The sequence below is a fragment of the Salibacter sp. genome, from assembly GCF_031581065.1.
GTDB lineage: Bacteria > Bacteroidota > Bacteroidia > Flavobacteriales_G > Salibacteraceae > Salibacter.
The window spans coordinates 1-21173 of the sequence record NZ_JAVLBN010000038.1; the positions used below are offsets into that span (position 1 = coordinate 1).

The 21173-nt window shown below is 40.3% G+C and carries 19 protein-coding genes and 1 tRNA gene; 4 read left to right on the plus strand and 16 right to left on the minus strand.

Features of this window, described 5'->3' with window-relative positions:
- The coding region (locus RI557_RS09020; RefSeq protein WP_310683363.1) for an MMPL family transporter at nt 1-1755 on the minus strand (1755 nt) is incomplete at its 3' end.
- A 123-nt stretch (nt 1756-1878) separates the two neighbouring features.
- Nucleotides 1879-4296 carry a DUF5686 family protein gene (locus RI557_RS09025; protein ID WP_310668363.1) on the minus strand — a complete coding sequence of 806 codons (2418 nt, stop codon included), beginning with the start codon at nt 4294-4296 and terminating at the stop codon, nt 1879-1881.
- A gap of 172 nt (nt 4297-4468) precedes the next feature.
- On the opposite strand from RI557_RS09025, the gene RI557_RS09030 reads away from it, so the two are divergent.
- On the plus strand, nt 4469-5461 hold the full coding sequence (locus RI557_RS09030; protein ID WP_310668364.1) for an SPASM domain-containing protein: 993 nt from the start codon (nt 4469-4471) through the stop codon (nt 5459-5461).
- A 50-nt stretch (nt 5462-5511) separates the two neighbouring features.
- On the opposite strand, the gene frr is transcribed toward RI557_RS09030, so the two are convergent.
- Nucleotides 5512-6075: a ribosome recycling factor gene (gene frr, locus RI557_RS09035; RefSeq protein ID WP_310668365.1), complete on the minus strand. Its 564-nt coding sequence runs from the start codon at nt 6073-6075 to the stop codon at nt 5512-5514.
- A gap of 85 nt (nt 6076-6160) precedes the next feature.
- Here frr and RI557_RS09040 point away from each other — a divergent pair, with 85 nt between their 5' ends.
- A complete protein-coding gene (locus tag RI557_RS09040) occupies nt 6161-6838 on the plus strand; it encodes a DUF2461 domain-containing protein (RefSeq protein ID WP_310668366.1) in 678 nt (225 codons plus the stop codon).
- Here RI557_RS09040 and pyrH read toward each other — a convergent pair.
- The 12 genes from pyrH to RI557_RS09100 all read right to left on the minus strand — a co-directional run bounded on the left by pyrH (nt 6835) and on the right by RI557_RS09100 (nt 17931).
- Nucleotides 6835-7545 carry a UMP kinase gene (gene pyrH, locus RI557_RS09045; protein WP_310668367.1) on the minus strand — a complete coding sequence of 237 codons (711 nt, stop codon included), beginning with the start codon at nt 7543-7545 and terminating at the stop codon, nt 6835-6837. The genes RI557_RS09040 and pyrH overlap by 4 nt on opposite strands.
- A 62-nt stretch (nt 7546-7607) precedes the next feature.
- Complete coding sequence (tsf, locus tag RI557_RS09050) at nt 7608-8432, minus strand: translation elongation factor Ts (RefSeq protein WP_310668368.1); 825 nt, start codon at nt 8430-8432, stop codon at nt 7608-7610.
- 32 nt (nt 8433-8464) lie between these two features.
- On the minus strand, nt 8465-9259 hold the full coding sequence (gene rpsB / locus RI557_RS09055) for a 30S ribosomal protein S2 (protein ID WP_310683365.1): 795 nt from the start codon (nt 9257-9259) through the stop codon (nt 8465-8467).
- A 95-nt stretch (nt 9260-9354) separates the two neighbouring features.
- The gene (gene rpsI, locus RI557_RS09060; RefSeq protein ID WP_310668370.1) at nt 9355-9741 is read right to left on the minus strand and encodes a 30S ribosomal protein S9; all 387 of its coding nucleotides are present in this window, start codon (nt 9739-9741) and stop codon (nt 9355-9357) included.
- A gap of 2 nt (nt 9742-9743) precedes the next feature.
- Complete coding sequence (rplM, locus tag RI557_RS09065; RefSeq protein WP_310668371.1) at nt 9744-10199, minus strand: 50S ribosomal protein L13; 456 nt, start codon at nt 10197-10199, stop codon at nt 9744-9746.
- Between the two features lie 112 nt (nt 10200-10311).
- Nucleotides 10312-12426: a SurA N-terminal domain-containing protein gene (locus RI557_RS09070; protein WP_310683367.1), complete on the minus strand. Its 2115-nt coding sequence runs from the start codon at nt 12424-12426 to the stop codon at nt 10312-10314.
- 58 nt (nt 12427-12484) lie between these two features.
- Complete coding sequence (locus tag RI557_RS09075) at nt 12485-13753, minus strand: hemolysin family protein (protein ID WP_310668373.1); 1269 nt, start codon at nt 13751-13753, stop codon at nt 12485-12487.
- Nucleotides 13754-13785: 32 nt separating this feature from the next.
- Nucleotides 13786-13998 (minus strand): hypothetical protein, encoded by a 213-nt coding sequence (locus RI557_RS09080; protein WP_310668374.1) that lies wholly within the window; start codon nt 13996-13998, stop codon nt 13786-13788.
- On the minus strand, nt 13982-14566 hold the full coding sequence (lptC, locus tag RI557_RS09085; RefSeq protein WP_310668375.1) for an LPS export ABC transporter periplasmic protein LptC: 585 nt from the start codon (nt 14564-14566) through the stop codon (nt 13982-13984). Before lptC ends, RI557_RS09080 begins: the two co-directional genes overlap by 17 nt.
- The gene (locus RI557_RS09090) at nt 14566-15882 is read right to left on the minus strand and encodes a hypothetical protein (RefSeq protein WP_310683369.1); all 1317 of its coding nucleotides are present in this window, start codon (nt 15880-15882) and stop codon (nt 14566-14568) included. The genes lptC and RI557_RS09090 overlap by 1 nt, the downstream gene beginning before the upstream one ends.
- Nucleotides 15883-15899: 17 nt before the next feature.
- Nucleotides 15900-17096, minus strand: coding sequence for a hypothetical protein (locus RI557_RS09095; RefSeq protein WP_310668378.1), 1197 nt, complete (start codon nt 17094-17096; stop codon nt 15900-15902).
- 112 nt (nt 17097-17208) lie between these two features.
- Entirely contained in the window at nt 17209-17931 is a 723-nt protein-coding gene (locus tag RI557_RS09100) for a type III pantothenate kinase (protein ID WP_310668379.1), read from the minus strand.
- Nucleotides 17932-18016: 85 nt separating this feature from the next.
- Here RI557_RS09100 and RI557_RS09105 point away from each other — a divergent pair.
- A tRNA-Phe gene (locus RI557_RS09105) sits at nt 18017-18089 on the plus strand.
- Between the two features lie 120 nt (nt 18090-18209).
- Nucleotides 18210-19178: an ATP-binding protein gene (locus RI557_RS09110; RefSeq protein ID WP_310668380.1), complete on the plus strand. Its 969-nt coding sequence runs from the start codon at nt 18210-18212 to the stop codon at nt 19176-19178.
- Here the strand turns inward: RI557_RS09110 and RI557_RS09115 are convergent.
- The coding region (locus RI557_RS09115; protein WP_310683371.1) for a gliding motility-associated C-terminal domain-containing protein at nt 19175-21173 on the minus strand (1999 nt) is incomplete at its 5' end. The genes RI557_RS09110 and RI557_RS09115 overlap by 4 nt on opposite strands.

The window sequence follows — 21173 nt, forward strand, 5'->3', positions numbered from 1 at the left end:
GTGACTAAAAATCTCATCTACCTTTGGCTTCAAATCCTTAATTAAGGCATCCATTTCTTTAGTGCCTATATCTTTCATTTGAGCAGTTACCCGGGCATAGCGCTCTGTACTATCAACAAAGGAGTTGAGTAAATCCACACCTTTACCTCCTCCACCGGCATTTTTCAAATACGGCCTAAAGAAAATTCGTTCGTTACTCGCTATTAACCTGTACTGGCTGGGGTCACCTCCGTAAAAAGCCTGGCGGGCAAACTTAATTCCGCCAACAATTGATAGCGGTTTTGAAAACTCATCGTAAGTGCCCAGTAATTGTTCAAGTTCATCGATCTTTCTCAAAGTGCTACTTCGCGTAGCCATACCTTCTTTCCTTGTGTCGATAATGATTTCAAAAGGCATCACTCCATCAAACTGCTCTTCAAAAAAGTGAAGATCTTCCACCACCTGGTGATCTTTTGGTAAATCATCTACGAGATTCCCGGTAGTTTCCATGCGTGACAAACCAAATACACCAAACCCGATCAAAAGCAAAGTAACGATATAAACCGGTTTTCTGTAGTTGCTTACAACCCTCACAAGATTTTCTACCATTCTTTTGATAAAAGGCTTATCGAGGTGCTTGGTGTGCTTACTCTTTGGCGGCTTGAGAAAGCTGAGAATACTCGGAACCAAAAATATGGAGAGCACAAAGAGCAACAAGATGTTAATCGAAGCAACAATACCGAACTCTACCAGAACATTACTCTGAGTAAAAATAAAAGTAGAAAAACCTACAGCAGTTGTTACGTTCGTCATGAGCGTGGCTTTTCCAATCTTCCTAATGATGCGTGAAAGTGCCAGTATTTTATTGCCGTGACTCGTATACTCTGCGTGATATTTATTGATCAGGTACACACTATTTGGAATACCAATCACGATTATCAATGGCGGAATAATACTCGTCAAAATCGTAATCTCGTAATCGAGTACTGCAATGATACCCAGCGACCACACAACGCCCATCAATACGATAAGCATACTCACAAATACCGGAGGAGCGGATCTGAAAAAGAAAAGCAAAACGATTATGGTAACAATCACTGCGTAGATGATAAACGAGCTCAACTCGCCTTTTACCAAATGAGTTGTTTCGGTTCTGATAAATGGTAATCCTGAATATCGAAGATCAATTCCGTGCTCAGCTTCAAACCGCTCAGTCTTTGTGATAATGCTATCCATCATCGATTCGCGATCTGGTGAGTTGAACACATCAGGATTCACAGATATGGCCATTACACTAACACCGGTAGAGTCGTTGTAAACCCGATCCCGGTAAAAAGGCAAGCTTTTAATTTTTACCCTTATGCTATCTAACTCTGACTGAGACCTTAGCTTGCGCTTCACAATTGGCTTGAGCTCAAAGCGTTTAGCATCAGCATTCTTTTCAACCGTAAGCAGGTGTGCAACTGACAAAACCGTGTCAACATTATTAACTCCTGCTAATTCATTTCCCAGTGAATACCAGTCATTAAAAAACTCCAAACTATCGAGAACCGGCTCTTCAGTTCCCAAAAGAATGGATACATTTTCGTAACCAAATATTTCCTTGAATTCGCGGTTGGCAACGAGGGTAGAATCATCATCGGGGAGTAGCCTGGGTAGCGTCCACTGAAGGCGCGTATCAGTGCTTTTATAGCCCATAAATATCGTTACCAGTAAAACACCAATAAGAATTGGAATACGCTGCCTAAGAATGAATCTCGCTATTAACTCCCACATATAAAATCCCTGAACCCGGGTAAAAGGCTCGTTGTTTACTTTCTAATCAATTTAAGGCGCACGAAAATAAATATTACCGAGCACTTAGCACACATTCACAGCATCTAAGTGATGCCCACCTGCTTAAAAAGTCGTTAAAAAAGAAAGCTTTACAGCAAGATTATCGTACCAGTTGCCGCTATTGCTGGCTCCGTAGCGATAAAAAGTGCCAACTCCATATTTAGCGGGAATCAAAGTTTCCGATGATGAAGTGTAAAGACCGTTAATGATTAAACCACTTTCGAATAAACCGTGTTCAGGTGTTTTGTAAATAAAACCTCCATCGGTAAAGTTCTCTCTTTGGTCAGATCCCCAACCAGCAGACTGCACGGCTGTTAGCGATGGATTGAACCAATCAGATTTGGTGTTGAATTTCACGAATTCAAAGCTGGCGTGTGCTTCATAAAGTTCAGAACCGAAATAAGATCCCTGGAGCAGTGTTTGGAATCCGTAATCTGAAGTTACTGCTAACTCGGGGTCATAAACCGATACTGGAGAATACATTTCCGGAATGGGTAATTCGCCATCTAAGTACGAACCGCGCAACATCATTCTAAATTGCTTGAGACGAGGTGTCTTTTTGGTAAACTCCACACGAGCCTCATAACGATCGTAGTAATTGTCTGCTTGCTGGATCTGACCGATACCTTTTGCGTATTGCAGATGGAGAACAGGATACGGAGACTTTGCTTTTACTACTGTATTGAACATCTCCACTTTTTCCTCCTGGTAGGCGTATCTCAAGTTCACACCTGCTTCACCAATCGAATATGACTGAAAGGGTATCCAAACATCAGATTCATTTTCGCTGTAAATACGGTAATTGTTGGTGATTTCATTTTGACGATAAGTTCCAAAGACACCAACGGTAGCATCTCTGAAAAGAGGAAATTTAAACTCCGCCCTATAACGCGTAGATAGGTTTTGCCAACGTATATAAAAACGGGTTAGGTCATTGGAAATGAGTCCTCCCATTCTTGCCGGTATATTCGAATAGCCTGGGCTGTGAAGGTCACGAGCATATTCCAGATCGAGCGTGTATCGATTGAGTCTGCCTTCACTCAAAGTAAGATGACCTCCATACTTCCAGGCTTTATCGTTAAAACCATAAGCAAAATAGCCTCCCAACTCAATGTGCTTTGAAAGCCTGTCATTGGTGCTAATGCCCGCACCTAATCTTAACCCTTCATAAAGATTAAATTCCATCAATTTATCGAGCTTGATATCGATAAACTTGATTGGAACTCTTTGCGTTACGAGTGACTCAAGGATGAAAAGTTTTTCATCGAGGTTTACTGATTCTCCTGCCGAATCAGTAAAAGTATAGGTGTTTTGTTCTTTTTGAGTGAGCGTATCTGCACGTATGCTATCCCAGTAAGCCTGTGATTTTTTTGTCGCCTCTTCATCCAGTTCTACAGTTAAGCCATTAAAATCACGACCTCTAAAATTCGTATCAAAAACGACTTTGTTGATGTAACTGCGCCCAATCATGTGTATTGGCGCTCCCTCTTCAACCTGAACGGTGTTTAACTTAAGCTCAAAGTTGAGCTGTTCAGGAAACCACTCTTCTTTTACACGTGTATATTTTTGTTGAATTCTAAGGTTATTCGTCAGGTGATTTGTACTTCTCGCTATCACATTTTCAAGTGCATATTCATTCGTGTTGATACTCAATATTCCCTCGAGTGACTTGAAATCCTTTCCACTTTTGGGCTGATAACTCACCACAAAAACGGTGTCCTGATTTCGGTAAAGTGTGTCTTTAATAATGAAAAGGTACTGATTCCAGGATCTTTTCACGAGCGGACTCACATATTTACTACCGTTGAGTTCAATGATCGGTTCATAAAAAGATAGCGGTTGCATATTAGTAGCTAACCAGTAAAAAGATGGATTATCGAGTCCGGCAACGCGATTTGCAAGGATTTTCTCTTTCACCTTTCCGGGCTTTTCGTACCATTTTTTGGAATACGTTTCTGCCATAAACAAATCATGTTCGCTCATGTGTTTGGCGAAATCTTGAGAGTTAGTATCAGTACTCACAGCCATGCTGTCAATTGCCGAATCGCTTATTGTGACCAAAATCTTGTTGTAAATGTCAAATGCAAATTGGTCTTTTTTGAATGGATCGTGTTTATCCTTGTTATCGATGACCAACTCCATTAAGCTATCGGCCGGGTTTTTACCGGGGAAAATCTCTACTTCCTTGAGCTGAGAAGCTTTCCGTTTAAGCTTGATATCTCCTTTGAGGTTCCCTTTCAGAACCATTTTCGTTTCATAGCCAACATAAGTGAGCCGTACTTTCTCAGCTTCTTTCGGAAGCCTGATTGCAAAGCTACCGTTGACATCACTTGTTGTTCCCACACCCAGTTCAGGAACTGAAATGTTCACAAACGCCAGCGGCTCATTTGTTTTGCTATCGATAATACGGCCGCGGTGTACGCTTTGGCTCTGACCGATAACAGCTAAAAACAAGAAAAAAATAAAAAGTGAGTACTTCACAGTTACAGGCTTTCCTCAAAGATGTGAATAATTGAGAAAACTTGAATTTATTTTAGTGATTTTTAAGGCTGTGAGTTTCAATTTAGTCTTTCTGTTTTCGAAAAACTGTAAGCTCTAAAAGTTTCTATTTCCTACATTTGCTCACGTGAGTAGAACAACCGATTTTTTCAATATGATGTCGAAGGTAACGCCACAGCGAGCCTTCAATGCAGCGCAAACTTTTGCGAGTTATTTTGTTTCCAAAATTACACGCAACACTTACCACAGCGGCTACCCGATCAGCTTTTCCATAGAACCCACAACATCCTGCAATTTGGGTTGCCCTGAATGCCCCAGCGGATTGCGTCAGTTTTCTCGTGATACGGGAAATTTAGACCCAGATTTTTACAAAACGGTAATCGGTCAACTCGCGAAAAAATCGACTTATGTATTGTTTTATTTCCAGGGCGAGCCGTACATCAACCCTAAATTTTTGGATATGGTAAAGTATGCCAGTGACAAAAAGCTGTACACGGCTACTTCAACAAATGCTCACTTCCTGAATGATAAAACGGCTAAACGAACAGTTGAATCAGGGCTGGACAGAATGATTATCTCTATTGATGGTACAACGCAGGAAGTTTATGAGCAGTACCGCAAAAGGGGGAAACTCGACAAAGTTATTGCCGGTACAAAAAAGATTATCGAGTGGAAAAAGAAACTCAACTCTAAAACGCCTCACATTATTTTCCAGTTTTTAGTAGTAAAGCCTAACGAACACCAAATAGACGATGTCCATAAACTAGCGAAAGAACTAGGTGTTGATGAAGTGCGGCTGAAAACAGCACAGGTTTACGATTACGAAAACGGGAATCCGCTCATTCCTGAAAATGATAAGTACTCTCGCTATAAACAGCTGGATAACGGCAAATGGACAGTTAAAAACAAGCTGCTCGATCATTGCTGGAGAATGTGGTCGGGATGTGTGATCACCTGGGACGGACTTATCGTTCCCTGTTGCTTTGACAAAGACGCTACTCACCAAATGGGCGATATGAAAGAAAAAAGCTTTAAAGAAATTTGGAACAGTCCGATGTACCGGAGTTTTAGAGGTGCTATTTTTAAATCTCGCAGTGAGATCGACATCTGCAAGAATTGTACTGAAGGAACTAAAGTTTGGGCATAAAAAAGCCACAGTTGTATTAACTGCGGCTTGTCTTTATTTTTTAGCTGAAATTATACTTTCAAAATATCAGCTTCTTTATCTTCAATATACTTATCGATCTTAGCTGTGTGCTCATCAGTGATTTTTTGAACTTCATCTTCAGCATCTTTGATCGCGTCCTCAGGAGCACCATCATTTTTGAGTCTCTTGAGCTCATCCATCGCTTCTTTACGAGCGTTGCGCAAGCTAACCTTAGACTTTTCGCCCTCAGCCTTTGCCTGCTTAACAAGTTGTTGCCTGCGTTCTTCACTCAATGGCGGAATATTGATCATGATCAACTCACCATTGTTTTGAGGATTGAGACCGAGGTTGGCGTTCATAATCGCTTTTTCAATCTCCTGCAGCATCCCTTTTTCCCAGGGCTGAACAGAAATTGTGCGACCATCAGGCGTGTTCACGTTTGAAACCTGATTGAGCGGAGTCAAAGACCCGTAATACTCAACCTTAACACCATCGAGCATACTCGGGTTTGCACGTCCGGCTCTAATTTTAGCCAATTCAGCTTTTAGGTGATCAATCGATTCGCTCATCGATTCTTTCGCCTGATCAAATATCAATTCTAATTCTTCGTCCATAGCAACATTAATTTATCAGCGTTACAAAGAAAACAAATTTTGTGAGGTGTCGTTTCTTTTTCAACTGCTCATAAAATAAAAAGTCATGCGCTATTTCCAACCCGAATTTCTCCAGTTTTTCATCGACCTGGCTCCCAACAATCACAAAGATTGGTTTGATCAGAACCGCAACCAATACAAGAATTTTGTGAAAGAACCTTTTAAAGAGTTTGTCACCGATTTGATAGAGCGATTGAGTCAACACAACCCTCAGCTCAAAATCGAGCCAAAAAACGCTATTTTCAGAATCAACCGTGACATCCGTTTTAGCAAAGACAAGACTCCATATAAAATGCATGTTGCAGCAGCCTTGGCTCCTGGCGGAAAAAAAGACCATGATTACCCCGGTATTTATGTTCACCTGAGTCCGGAAAAAATGTTGATCTATTTTGGGCTTTTCAACCCTTCTCGTGAGTTACGCGATCAGGTGAGAGTAAAAATAGCAAATGAAATGAAGCGTTTTAGCGATCTCAGTCAGAGCCGCACCTTCAAAGAAACTTTCGGAAATATTGAAGGGGAAAGAAATAAAATAGTAGCCAAAGAAGTAAAAAAGCAGGCTCAAAAAGAGCCATTGATCTACAACAAATCATGGCTTTACGGAGTAGAATTACCACCTGAAACGATATTACGCGATGACCTTCTGGATCTGACCGAAAACTATTTTAAGCTTGCCGAGCCGCTGATGAAATTTTTTGTTGAAGCGAAAATTCAGGCGATGGATTAGGAAACAAGCGTTCCTACTTTTTCCCCTTTTACAACTTTTAATAAGTTTCCGCCACTGTCCATATCAAACACCACGATTGGTAATTTATTCTCTTTACAGAGCGTAAATGCTGTCATATCCATGATGTTCAGATCCTCTTCAATACACTCCTGGTAAGTGATGTTTTCGTACTTCCTCGCATCTGGATCTTTTTCAGGATCGGCAGTGTAGATGCCGTCAACGCGAGTGCCTTTTAAAATGACATCAGCATTGATCTCAATGGCTCTTAGTGAGGCGGCTGTATCTGTAGTAAAGTATGGGTTACCTGTTCCGGCACCAAAGATGACAACACGATTTTTTTCGAGGTGACGCACAGCGCGTCTTTTGATGAAAGGCTCGGCAATTTGCTCCATCTTGATAGCACTTTGAAGGCGTGTGATAACGCCAATGCTTTCCAAAGAGCTCTGGAGTGCCATGCTATTGATCATTGTTGCAAGCATCCCCATATAATCGCCCTGAACGCGATCGATGGCTCCATCAATCTGTTGGATACCACGAAAAATATTTCCGCCTCCAATGACGATTCCAACAGAAACGCCTTCATCAATGACTTGTTTGATCTCGTTAGCGTATCTCGCGAGGCGTTGGTGATCGATTCCAAATTCGCGGTCACCCATTAATGACTCACCACTTAGTTTTAATAATATGCGCTTGTACTTTGTTGCCATAACCCAAAAGTTTGGACAAAAAAAAGAGAGATTTTTAAAAATCTCTCTTTTTTTGAAATAAATTATGAAAGTGAGTATCTCAGAAACTCTTTCACCGTTAGTCCACTTTCAACTCCATCGAGGTGTTTCTCTACTGAAGTTTTGTTGTCTTTAATAAAGGCTTGAGCGAGAAGCGTATTCTCTTTGAAGAATTTGTTGAGTTTACCCATTGCGATTTTATCAAGCATTTCTTCCGGTTTGCCTTCCTGACGAGCAGTGTCTTTACCGATTTCAATTTCTTTATCGATAACATCCTGTGGAACTTCATCCTTAACAAGTGCAACCGGATTCATAGCTGCAACTTGCATTGCAACGTCTTTGCCGGCTTCTTCAACCTTATCGCCATCTTTGTTGAGACCAACTAAAGAGCCAACCTGATTACCAGGGTGATTGTAAGCAACAACAGTTTCAGCGTTGATGCTTCCAAGGTTGGATATTTCGATTTTCTCACCTATTTTACCGATTTGCTCAGTTAATTTTTCTTCAACTGAGATATCGTCAAACTTCAATTCTTTGAGTTTTTCAACTGAATCGGCACCGTTTTCAAGTGCGATAGAAGCGAGTTGATCAACAAATTTCACGAAGTCATCATTCTTAGCTACGAAATCTGTTTCGCAATTTACTTTGATGATCACTCCTGAATCTCCGTTTGATTTGGAGATAACAATTCCTTCAGAGGCTTCATTTTCACCGCGTTTAGCAGCTACTTTTTGACCTTTTTTACGAAGGATTTCAACTGCTGCATCAAAATCACCATCAGATTCAACCAATGCTTTTTTGCAGTCCATCATGCCTGCACCAGTGTGCTTGCGCAGTTTATTAACTTCAGAGGCTGTTATTTTTGCCATGATAATAAAGAGGTTAATACGTTTTTATGAAGTTACTTTTCTTCTTTAGTCTCAGTTGATTCTTCCTTTTCCCTGGCTTTCTCAGTCTTCTTTTGTTTGGCTTTTGCTTTGTCTGCCTGAGCTTTTTCTTTTTCGAGTTTACGCTCATTCAAACCTTCTTCTACTGCTGAAGAAGCCAAATCAATGATTTTTTCGATAGAGCTCGATGCATCATCGTTAGCTGGGATTGGGAAATCAACAGCGTTAGGATCTGAATTTGTATCAACCATTGCGAAAGTTGGGATATTCAACTTACGCGCTTCCTTAACAGCGATGTGTTCTTTCTTTATATCAACGATAAAAAGTGCTGCTGGAAGACGGTTGAGATCACGAATAGATCCCAATTGAGTTTCGAGTTTTTGTCTTTGACGATCGAGCATTAAACGTTCCTTCTTTTGAAGGTGTTTTGCAGTATCATCAGCGAGCAACTTCTCGATACTCTGCATTTTGCGAATAGCTTTGCGGATTGTTGCGAAGTTGGTTAACATACCACCGGCCCAGCGTTCAGTCACATACGGCATACCCGTTTTCTTCACGCGCTCAGCTACGATATCTTTAGCTTGTTTTTTAGTGGCAACAAACATGATTTTTTTGCCACTCTTTGCCATTTGTTTAAGTGCGTTAGACGCATCTTCTACTTTGGCTACGGTTTTATGAAGATCAATGATGTGAATATCATTTTTCTCCATAAAGATATAGGGAGCCATACGAGGATCCCACTTTCTTGTGAGGTGTCCAAAGTGAACACCAGCATCTAATAAGTCTTTGTAGTTTGTTCTTGTTGACATACTTGTTTTTTAAAATTGTTCACTTTCCTGTTACTCAAATCCAACAGAGCAACCGACTTAGGAGCCAGTTTGGATGCTGAACTAAAAGCGTAAAATTAACGCTTAGAGAACTGGAACTTCTTACGAGCTTTCTTTTGACCGAATTTCTTACGCTCAACCATACGTGGGTCACGAGTAAGCATTTTTTCGTTTTTCAATGCCGGCTTGTTTTCTTCGTCAATACTAACGAGAGCACGAGCAACTGCTAAACGAATAGCTTCAACCTGACCTGTAATTCCGCCACCGCGTACATTCACTTTCAAATCGTACTGGCCTTCAGTTTCAGTCAACTTAAAAGGCTGGTTCAATTTGTTTTGAAGGTATGGACGAGGGAAATAATCGGTCATTGAGCGACCATTGATGGTAATATCTCCTTTACCCGCACTCATGTAAATACGAGCAACTGAAGATTTTCTCCTTCCAATTGTGTTGAATACTTCCATTCCTATTTGATTGTATTAATGTCTAACTTCTCTGGTTTTTGACCGCTGTGTGCATGGTCAGATCCTTCATAAACATAAAGGTTTCTGAACACTTCGCGTCCTAGTCTGGTTTTAGGAAGCATGCCTTTAACAGCTTTTTCCATAAGTTTAACAGGATCTTTCTCAAACAACTCACGAGCAGTTAAATCACGCTGACCACCTGGATACCCAGTGTAGCGGATGTAGCTCTTGTCGTCCCATTTTTTTCCTGTTAAATCAATTTTTGAAGCGTTGATTACGATTACATTATCACCTGTATCAGCGTGAGGTGTAAACGTAGCCTTGTGCTTCCCGCGCAAAACGTAAGCTATTTTGGATGCAACACGACCTAAAACCTGGCCTTCTGCATCTACTATAACCCACTTTTTATCAGCGCTTTCTTTGTTTACCGATTTGGTTTTGTAGCTCAAAGTTTCCAATGTGACTGATTTTTTATTCTATAACAATAAAAAGCCCCCTTTCTAAAAAGGGGGTGCAAAGCTAATACTTAATATTATTCTCTACAAATTTTCAACTCCAGGTTGTTCAAGATCAATAGAATTGAGCTCTATTGTCCTCTATTTGGGCGTTTTCTTTGATTGCATCCTTTGCTGAAACGCCAGCTCTCCTCGAGTATCTTTGTTCAATTGAGCTTCTTGTTACGCTCGAAGGAACTTTTTGTGTATTATCTAAACGGATTACATAAACTGCACGCTGGCCGTCAATTGGTTTAGAAACACTTTTTGGCTCAAGCGTGTAAGCTGTTCCCTGAACTTTTGGTTCAACACCAATTCCGCTAATCGTGAAGTCTGCAAATGTGAAGGGCTCTGACTGTTGTACAATGCCGTCCCATTTTTGTGAAACCGATTCGAGGTTTTGTTCACTGCCAACCATTTCTTTAGCAGCATCCGCTTTCTTTTGATTGAGAACTGAAGCTCTCACTTCTTCTTTTGCGAGATCAAATGGTAAAACACCCTTTTCACGAACTTCACTCAATAAGGCAACTAAATACTGATCTTGAAGGTCAAAAACTTCAGAGACATCTCCAACCTCAGCTCCATAAGCCCACTGAACAACTTCTCTAGAACCCTCAATTCCCATAAGAGTGCGGTCGTTAGGTCTTAAACTTGGAGCTTTTGCCATTCCATATTTTTCACCATTCTCGATGAAATTATCAGCATTGTCGTTATTAATCGCAAACGAGCTCGCTTCAGCGTAAACATCCTGGAATGTACGTTCTCCCGGCTCTATCATATTATCAATAATAGCGACTAGTGCTTTCTTAACATCATCAGTTTGGTCAGTAATTTTAATAAGGTGCATTCCATATTGAGAAGAAATAATTGGCATATCGCCAACTTCACCTTCAAAACAAGCATTGCTGAAAGCGGGAACCATTTGTCCTTCTGCAAACCAACCGAGGTCTCCTCCTTTAGTTCTGGAGCCATCCATACTATACTGGCTTGCTAATTGAGCAAAGTTGTCGTTTTCACGAATAACTTCTCTAAGGCTATCAAGACGTTGACGAGCTGTTGCTGTATCAACTTTTTCAGCAGATAATAATATGTGACTTGCTTTTACTGAATCGGGTGCTTGCTTGAAGTCTTTCACCTTTAAAAGTTCAAATTTGTCCTCGTTGCGGTAAGGACCAAAAATTGAATCTTTTGAAGCGTTCATTACAAGCGAATCCATTCCCATTGGAAGGTTTTCTCCTGTTGTCCAACGGAGATTGAAAGGAGTGTCACTATTTTCATTCACAAACAACGTATCGTCTTCAGCATATTGAAATGCTTTTTTCACTTCTTGCAATTCAGTTCTTAGCCGATTAGTATCATCAGGAGTTGGGAGCACTTCAAATGTCACGTACTGTAATGAACGCAATGGTTCTTCCTGCTTGAAGCGGGCTTCATTTTTGTGCTCGCTGTAATAAGATTTCATTTCAGACTCAGTAGGCTCGTACTTTGAGTCGTCCATCTCATTAAAATACTTTGCTGCATAGCTAATTGACATCGACTTACTGGACTCTTCACTCTTCTTCTCGATTTCGAGTGATGTAGCATAAATAGACTTTCCTAAGAGCGAAGCGTATTTTTCATCGAGAATGCTGCTTCTGAGGTTTCTCTTCAGAACCTGGAAAGACTGCTGTGCCTGAAGTACGTTTTCATCCTGGGATGGATCTCCGTTCAATACGTTTTGGAAATACGCAATCACGCGGTCAGAATTGATCGTTCCATCAGGATTAGCAAATTGCTGATAAAGCCTTCCTGTTTCAGGATTTGAAAAGTAGCTTCTCAAAATTGGGTTTTGCGGATCGTTTTTGATCACGTAAAAGAGTTCCTGATCAGAGACTGACAAACCTAGTTCTTCCATTTGTGGGGCTACCACATTTTCACGAACGATTTCGTCCCAAATTTGATCGCGGAGTTGAACGCGAGTTTCTTCATCAACGTTTCCTCCAAATCTATTTTGAACTGCCTGCGCCATGCGCATTTCAAATTCTTTGATCGAAACCTTTTTTCCGTCTATCTCACCAACCTCATCATTGGGTCCTGCAAAGAATGTAGAACCTGATGTAAATAAGTCACCGAGAACGAAAAGAACCATTGCTCCACCAATTGCGATGAGCAAGATGGTTGACTGTTTTCTGATTTTTCCTATAACCGCCATGTTAAAACGCTTAAATTTTGTGGGTTGCGAATATACAATTTCGCATTAAACTTTATACCTAGTCATCAAATGATTTCACTTTGACTTCTACTAACTCAATTTTTTTACCGCTATTTTGAAGTACTTTGAACTCAAAGTTATCATCTTTTATGACTTCGCCTTCATCGGGAATGCTTTCGTGGAGGTGGATAATATAACCTGCCAGGGTTTCATAATCCTCATCCTCAGGAAGATCGAGTTTATATTGCTCATTGAGGTAATCAACTTCGAGGCGGGCCGCAAATCGATATCGGTTCTGACCGAGGTCAATTTCAACTAATTCTTCCTGATCGTGCTCATCTTCAATATCGCCAAAAATTTCTTCAACCACGTCTTCCATGGTGAGCAAACCTGAGGTTCCACCAAACTCATCAACCACTACTGCTACGCTGCGCTTTTGCTGGATGAGCAATTCGAGCACTTCATTTGCGGGCATCGTCTCGGGTAATACTGAGATTGGCAGGAGTATATTTTTGATTTCCGGTGGCCGCTTAAACAACTCTGATGAATGGACATAGCCGATAATGTTGTCGATTGAATCGCGGTATATAAGGACTTTCGAGAGCCCTGTATCGATGAAGGTTTCGGTCAGATCCTCAACCGATTCGCCAATTTCGTGAGCTACAATCTCAGTACGCGGAATCATACACTCCCTCGCTTTGAGGTTTGAAAAGTCGAGTGCGTTCTGAAAGATTTGGATTTCATTCTCTATTTCATCGTTATCTTCAATTGATGAGGTTGCCTCTTTTACGAGATGATCGAGATCGATCATTCCAAAACGAATTGGCGCATCCTTGGGATCTACTCGCATGATGTACTTGAGAACAAAGTTGCTCAACATGTTGACGAACGTAACTACCGGAAAGAAAATGTAATAGACCAAAAATACGGGCGGAGCAAAAATAGCCAGAGCTTTATTGGGGTTGATTTGGAAGATGGCTTTTGGTAAAAACTCTGCCGTTATGAGGATTACGAGTGTCGAGAAAATTGTTTGAAGTAAAAGAACAATTATTGAATTGGAGACAAAGCTGTAAAATACCGGTTCCAGCAGATCTCCCATTGCGATACCAAACACAACTAGTGCTATGTTATTCCCGAGCAGCATTGTGGTGATAAACCGCGATGGCGATTTCATAAAAGAACTGTAAGCTCTTGCTGTAAGATTCCCTTGTTTTTTGGCCAGTTCAATTTGCAGCTTGTTTGCTGAAACGAAGGCTATCTCCATACCTGAAAAGAAGGCTGAAGATAAAACTGAAATGATAATGGTGCTGTATAAACTGCTATCCATGAATTTATGGCTGCTTTCTCAAAAATACAAAATCAACTGACTCGCTCGTTACCTGAGGATTCCTTTTCTGTTCGTTTGCGATACCAGCGTCTCATCAAAAACATAACTAACGCCATGAAAGGTAAAGCTAAAAAAATTGGATGCTCGTTGTACTCTTCAAAAAAGAAGAGATAGCCTATAGTTCCACCGCTAAGGATGGCAATTACGAGCCAAAAAATCTCCATGAATTTATTGTACGTCTTCATCTTTATTCATTTCATTTTGGTCTACTTCAATGATGCCTTTGATATCTTTTACTTTATAACGAGTAAAGTCTTCATTGGCTTCTAACCCGTTGCCGTAGATTATTTCATCTTTCGTTGTAATCCTGACAAATGAATTGGATCTAATTTGATGAGTGTTCCTGTTCCATTCCAGGTGCTCAGTATTCAGTTTTTCTCCCTTTTTATTGACTACGACTACATCATTTCGGGCAAACATTTCACCTCGCTGGTCATAGTTTTTTGCGTATTCACTCTCAATAGTGGACTCAACGTGACCGCTATCATCGTAGAACTCTACGTAAACACCTTTATTAAACTCTGCATAGGAATCTTCATCTCTGTAGTAACGCTCAACAAGTGGTGCTTTGAGCATGACCTTAACCTTAGCCGAATCACTGTAATAAAGCGTTACATTACGTGTGATCTCATTTGGGAAACTATCATCAAATTTGATCGTCTCCAGCTCTTTCTTGCTGTTTTCACAAGAAAAAAGCATCCCCATCAATAAAATGAGGATGCTTAAAAACAAATGTGATCGTGAAGTTTTCATTATTTAACCTGGACGGAAACTGTTTCGTTAATCCATCCACCAACTTTGTGTTCCTGACCTTCAGTCATGTTATGGAAGAAGCAATCTTCTTTCTTTGGGAACTGAGCTTTCACATAACCGATTTTCTTACCGGCTTTTTCCTTTAAAGAGGGATCGAGTGAAGCTGCTTTGTTGTATTTTGGAATAGCTGCCCAAAGTCCGCCAGCTTTCTCGCAAACATTTTCACCAACAGATTTAGATCCGTAGAAATATGCATCTCCAATGAGCAAGTAAGCCGTTCCGTTAGAGTTGTCTATTTCTAACATCTTAAGAGCTGCCTGTTTAGCGGCAGGATAATTACTTTGTTTGTTATGAGCCCTGGCAATGTATTCGTAAGCTTTAAGTAGCCTTTCATTGTCTTCGAGCTTTTCAACAGCCTTACTCAAATAGTCGATTGCTTTTGAATATTCTTCTTTTTTAAGGTATCCAACACCAATTCCGTATTTAGAATCAGCTGTAGGCTTCATTTTATCTAACTCAACTGATGCGAGCAGATAAAGCTCTTCGTCAGTACATTCTTTCTTGTCAAAAAGGTTGACAATTTGTTCGAGAACTGCTGTATCCTGTTTGTTTTTTTCAAACTTTGGAGTATAAATGTCTACAAGGTCTTCACATGAAGCAACTGCACTAAATATCTTGTCGAGTACTTTAGCCGCAGAGTTGTAAGCTTTTTCATACTTACCTCCCTGATTAGCCTTTACAACTGCATCTAGTTTTGGATAGAGTGCTAATAAGTCTTCAACCTGTAATTGCTTACTTACAGCTAATCTATAAGCTGATTGATAGTATGCTGCAAGAGCTCCTGGCTGCATTTTATCACCTCTCAACTCATACGTTTCAGTTAAGATATCATACGCTTCCTGATAATTTTCTTTTGTGCCGTGGCGCAATAGATCTGTTCCTTTACGACCAAGAACATATCCTCTTTGACCAAAAGCTTCAATACGCTTGTCATAAACCATCATAAGCGTATCGAGATATGCAGCCTTCATTTCAGTATTCCCCTCTTTATCCGCTTTTTCAACAAAATGCTCAAAAATATTTACACCGCGGATGTACATGTTTTTACTCGATGTTGGGCAAATTTCTATAGCCTTCATCAATGGGGACTTAGCTTCTTTGTAAGCTTTTTGATCGTAAAACTCTTTATAGAGTGACAGGTTCTTTTTACATTCTACCTGCTCCTCCTCAGTTTCACCATACTTTTTCTCGTCCTGTGCAAAAAGACTTGTACTCAAAAAACTTAAAACAACAACTGCTATTAACTTATTTTTCATGTTATTGATGATTTTAATTAATCAATTTTCTTTCTTTTAAACCATTCGTCCCAAAAACTGGGAGTAAGCGATACACCAAAAATGAATTTTGAATATTGCTCACTTATAACTGCGTTATCGCCTCTAATTCCAAATTCAGCACCTAAGTTGATCGTTGTTGATGTTGACGTCACCGATTTTGAGGCAATCAACGGTATTGAAAGACCAAAACTCATGCCATAATCAGTAACAGACTCAGAGTCAATATTGATATGTGTAGATGTATAGCGCAAACCTGCACGGTAACGCATAATTTCTAACAATCCTCTAATCGCTCTTTCATTAGGGTTATATTGCATTCCTATAGATGCCGTGTAAGAATCATTTAGTCCTGCATTTCTGTCATCCACAGCAAATTCACTCCAGTTTGCATATTCAAAATTTGCTCCTAAAATGAATCTACTTTTCTTGTTGATGTCAACAAACTCTAAAGAAAACCCTCCCCCGGCTTCAAAAGGAAGCGTCATTCCTATCGTATCTTCCTGATCGCGAACGTAATCTTTTGGAGTAGAAAAAGAGCTGTAAGCTTCTGTTTTCCTCCTCGTTTTGAGCGTTGTGGGCATCATACCCGATGCGCCAAAGTTGAAGTAAAGCCTTTTCGAGCGTTTTTTGGTGAGTGCATTGGTAAGATCCTGCCTAAAATGAACTCCTAAATCAAAGTTAACATCTGATGCATTTAATCCTTCTTCAATCACTGATGAGTAAGTGCCGGCACCTCCATCATCGTAAGTAACCCGAGTTGTCGACTGGGTCGGACCAAAAAAATAAAGAAAGTTAGCACCAAAACTCAATGTTGTATTTGTGTCCTTTATCGCTTCAAAGCCCAAACCTCCAAATACCTTATTGAGTCCGCCATCACCGCTGTAAGTGGAGGTAGAATTCATCCCGTCAACCTGAGTGACTCTCGTGAATTCGTAACCAACTTCAGTATGCGGAACCATTCCCATAGCCCAGCCCCATCGGTCAGCTATGGGGAAACCGAGCCCAAAATAGCGCAACCCTGCATTGTCAGTTGTTTGTGAAGCATTAGCTCCCTCAGTATTGTACCTTACATAATGAAGCCCCATATCAAAGGTTGTTGCTTCAAGATGAGAATATGTTGCAGGGTTATAAGGATTGATAATATAGTTATCAAACATATAGCGGTTAACTCCTCCCATAGAGAAATTGTTCACGAACCCTTCTTTTACCGGAGTTCCAAGTCCAAATATGGTGTATGGTGAGTTTGGTTTAGACTGAGCATTGGCCTCAAAAAAACCAGTTAACGCGAATAGCAGGAGTATGTATTTACTTGCTTTGATAGTTCAGTATTTCGTTTAATCCTTTCAGTTGCAAAAAATTGTCAGCAAAAATGTGATTTTTTAATCCTTCAGCCAAGTAAACTGTGTCTCCACCTGTAAGTAATACTCGCCCATTTTTATAAATCTTGTTAAACTCAGCGATAAAACCTTTCATTTCATGAGAAACTGAGTCTACTCCAGCCAACTGCATACAGTCATTAGTAGACTTAGAGGGGAAATTCACATTTTTCACATCCTCCAACAACGGTAAACGAGCAGTAAAATGATGCATTGCCTTCAATCGCATTTTTATTCCGGGTGTTATAGCTCCTCCCCTGTAAAAACCATCACTTGAAACCACATCGTAAGTTATACAACTACCTGCATCGATCACCATTGTGTCAACATCACCAGAAAAACCACCAACGCTCACAGCTATTCTGTCAATACCTAATGTATTTGGTGTTTTGTAATCGAGCTTGAGTGGCAGCGGTGTTTCATGTGTGAGTTTGATCAATTTGATAAAATCAATCTTTTTGGTCAGATCCATTTCAACCCCGGGCTTGCCAACACTTGAATAAATACCTTTTGAAACTCCGGCTGCTCGCCAATTAGAAGCATAATCACCTAATTGCGAAACGTTTTCCACAACACCAAATTCAACGAGGCTTGATCCTTCAAACACTCCAAATTTGATTCGTGAGTTTCCTATGTCAAATGTGAGCTGCATAAATTTTATGGCGCAAAGGTAATTTTAATTGAAAAGGAGTTGGTGTTATGAATATTTTATTAGCTTTGTCGCCCGATTTAAAAACGGTGCCATAGCTCAGTTGGTAGAGCAACGGACTGAAAATCCGTGTGTCGCTGGTTCGATTCCAGCTGGCACCACTTCAAAAGCCCCATGATTGGGGCTTTTGTTTTTTATATCCCTTCCCATTAAATATTCATTTTTGAGCCTTTTCATTACTTTTTATTCAGCTTTGCGTAGATAAACGCTAAATTGCAGGCATGATGAAGAGCAAAAACCCAAAACCGTTAATCGTTTTTTACGCACTCGTGTTTTATGTGTTCCTGCAATTTGGATGGTGGGCCTATCTCATTTTTGAAATGAATGTTGAAATTACTGACCTCAAAAAAGAGGTTGCTGTAATGAAAGCAGAAACAAGCCAAAAAGACCTTTCAGAATTCGACAATGCGCTCCACAAAAAACTGCTGATGGTTATAGGAGAGGGCTCCGTTTTTCTCACTCTTTTGTTTATCGGTTTTTATCAGGTTAAAAAATCGTTTATGCGCGAATTTTCGCTGGCTCGTCAGCAACAGAATTTCTTGTTGAGCGTAACCCACGAATTAAACTCTCCGCTCGCCTCTATAAAACTCTACCTTCAAACACTTTTAAAACGGCAATCTATTCCTGAAGAGAAAAAAGAAGCCCTTCTGAATAAAGCCTTACTCGATGTTGAGAGACAGTCTAAACTGGTAAATAACATTCTACTCGCTGCTAAGCTGGAAGATAACTCTTTCCAGTTTAAAATAGAGCGTATCAACCTTTCACGAACAATTGAACAATTAATCCAAAATCACCCTCAGGATACACATAAGGTTGAAAAACGTATCGACTCTGATGTTTTAATCGATGCTGATCTCACGGCTATTCAGTCAATTTTCATCAACCTCTATGAGAATGCTCTCAAATACGGCTCCCCGGACCAACCTGTTGAGATAGATGTAGAAAAACAAGCGCAAAATGCGGTTCTGACCATTAAAAATCACGGAACTACAATTCCAGAAAAAGAGCTCAATCAAATTTTTGAAAAGTTCTACAGGCTTGGAGATGAAAACACACGAAACAGTAAAGGAACGGGTCTTGGGTTATTCCTGGTCAAGTTTTTTACCGATGCTATGGATGGAAAGATAAAAGCCGCTTCAACCTCACGTGGCGAAACGGCTTTTACAGTTTATTTTAAACTGAATAATTAATCTACACTCGGAATTGTAATAGATCCTGTCATTTCAATTTTTTGAGTTCCGTATCCTTCAATCGTCAACTTGAATGGATAAACGCCAATTCCAACTTTTTTACCGTTGTTTTGGTCGATTCCATCCCATTTAAAATTAGGATCATTTGAGAAGAATATTTCTGTTCCCCATCTATCAAAAATGGCAATATTAAACTTCTGAATATTTTCACCGGAACGAATTCCACCTCCATTGAGCTCGAATACATCATTGAGCCCATCTCCATTAGGAGTGAAGGCATTTGGTATAAACGCCACCAATGGTGGGGTGAGCTCTTTAGTAACAGTATCAAAACAGCCATACTGATTTATCGCTTTGAGTGTGACATTGTGAGTAACATCCTCTTCATATTGATGCATTGGGTCTTTGAAAGTATCCGTATTTCCATCTCCAAAGTTCCAGGAGAATGAATCTGCCAGAGTTGATTTATTCTCGAACATCACGTTAAACGGATCGATGAACTCAAATTCAAAATCAGCTGTTGGCGCTGATGATTCTACAAAAACCTCAGCATAAGCCTCATGACCACAAACATCAGTTGCTGTCACATAATAAGTACGGCTCTGATTAGGACTCACCAAAATTTGATTGCCGGTTTTACCGTTACCCCAGCTATATTCATAGCCCTCACTTTCAGCTCCACCCGAAGCCATTGCTCCGATTAAAACTTCATCTGAAGGACAAATAAACGTATCATTCGTAGTAGTCAGATCCATTGGATCGTAATCCGGTACGATAATCTGAACCGTTGTTTGCGTAGAATCTAGATTACAGAGGTCTGCGGCTCTAACCGTGAAAGTAATATTCGTATCTGTCACTCCCCAGGCCAAATTTGTTTCATCATCCCAATTGTTCCAGGAAACGACATTATCTCCGGAGCCACCCAAAACCTGAGCAGGTCCAATTTCAAATTGATCACCTTTACAAAGGAGTGTCTCGTTTTGAAGTGGAGCAATTTGAAGATCCTCGTAGTCACGAACAACAACATTAACTTGTTCTGTTACAGTATCGAGCTGACAAATATCAGTCACGCTCACTGTATAAGTCTGAGTACCTGAAGTTCCCGCAACAGTCTCAATCGAGTCAGTTCCGCCTGAACTCCACTGAATGCTGTATGGCGGATAACCTCCCTGAATTTGAACTTCCATATCAGCAGAATCACCAACACAGTTGATCAATTCGTTTTCAGTTGAAGTAATAATGGGATCATTATCTACATAAACAGTGATTGAATCTGTTACAGTTCTGTAGCCACAAGCATCAGTAACCGAGACAACATAAGTAGTTGAACTCGTTGGCTGAACAGTAATGGAGGAATCCTGTGAGCCATTACCCCACTGGAACGAGAAGTTGGGAGTTGTATAACTCACTTCTGGACCAATAGTCACAGGCGGATCAGTACAATTGATCGTGTCATCCTGTGTTTCCAATGTAAAAGGAGGATTGTCGACAAACAATGTAAAAGTATCAGTTAGGAAATAGTTTGCGCAATTCTGCGTCACAGTAACCACATAGTTAGTCGTGATATACGGGTTGTTTTGGAAAAAACTCGTTGTTGTTTGATTGGTGCTCCAGTTGTATTGCAAACCCGGCATTGAATCACTGGTAATAACATTAACCTGTGCTCCTGGCGACTCACAATCAATTGTGTCTCCTGGTGTTTCAATTGACGTTGGAGGATTATCGACAATGACTCGTGCGGTATCAATGAGTGTATCAATCCCACAGGCATCCGTTACTGTAACAATGAAGTTGGTATCCTGAACTATGGAAGGAACGACAAATGAATTATTCGTATCTCCATTGCTCCATTGGTATGAAAGAGGGTAAATCCCTGTATCCGGAACTATTTCTATCGGGATATTATTATCCGTACACATTATTGTATCCTGAGTAATACTATTCATGATCAAGTCCTGTGGATCAACAATGTAAACAGAAGCACTATCTAATAAT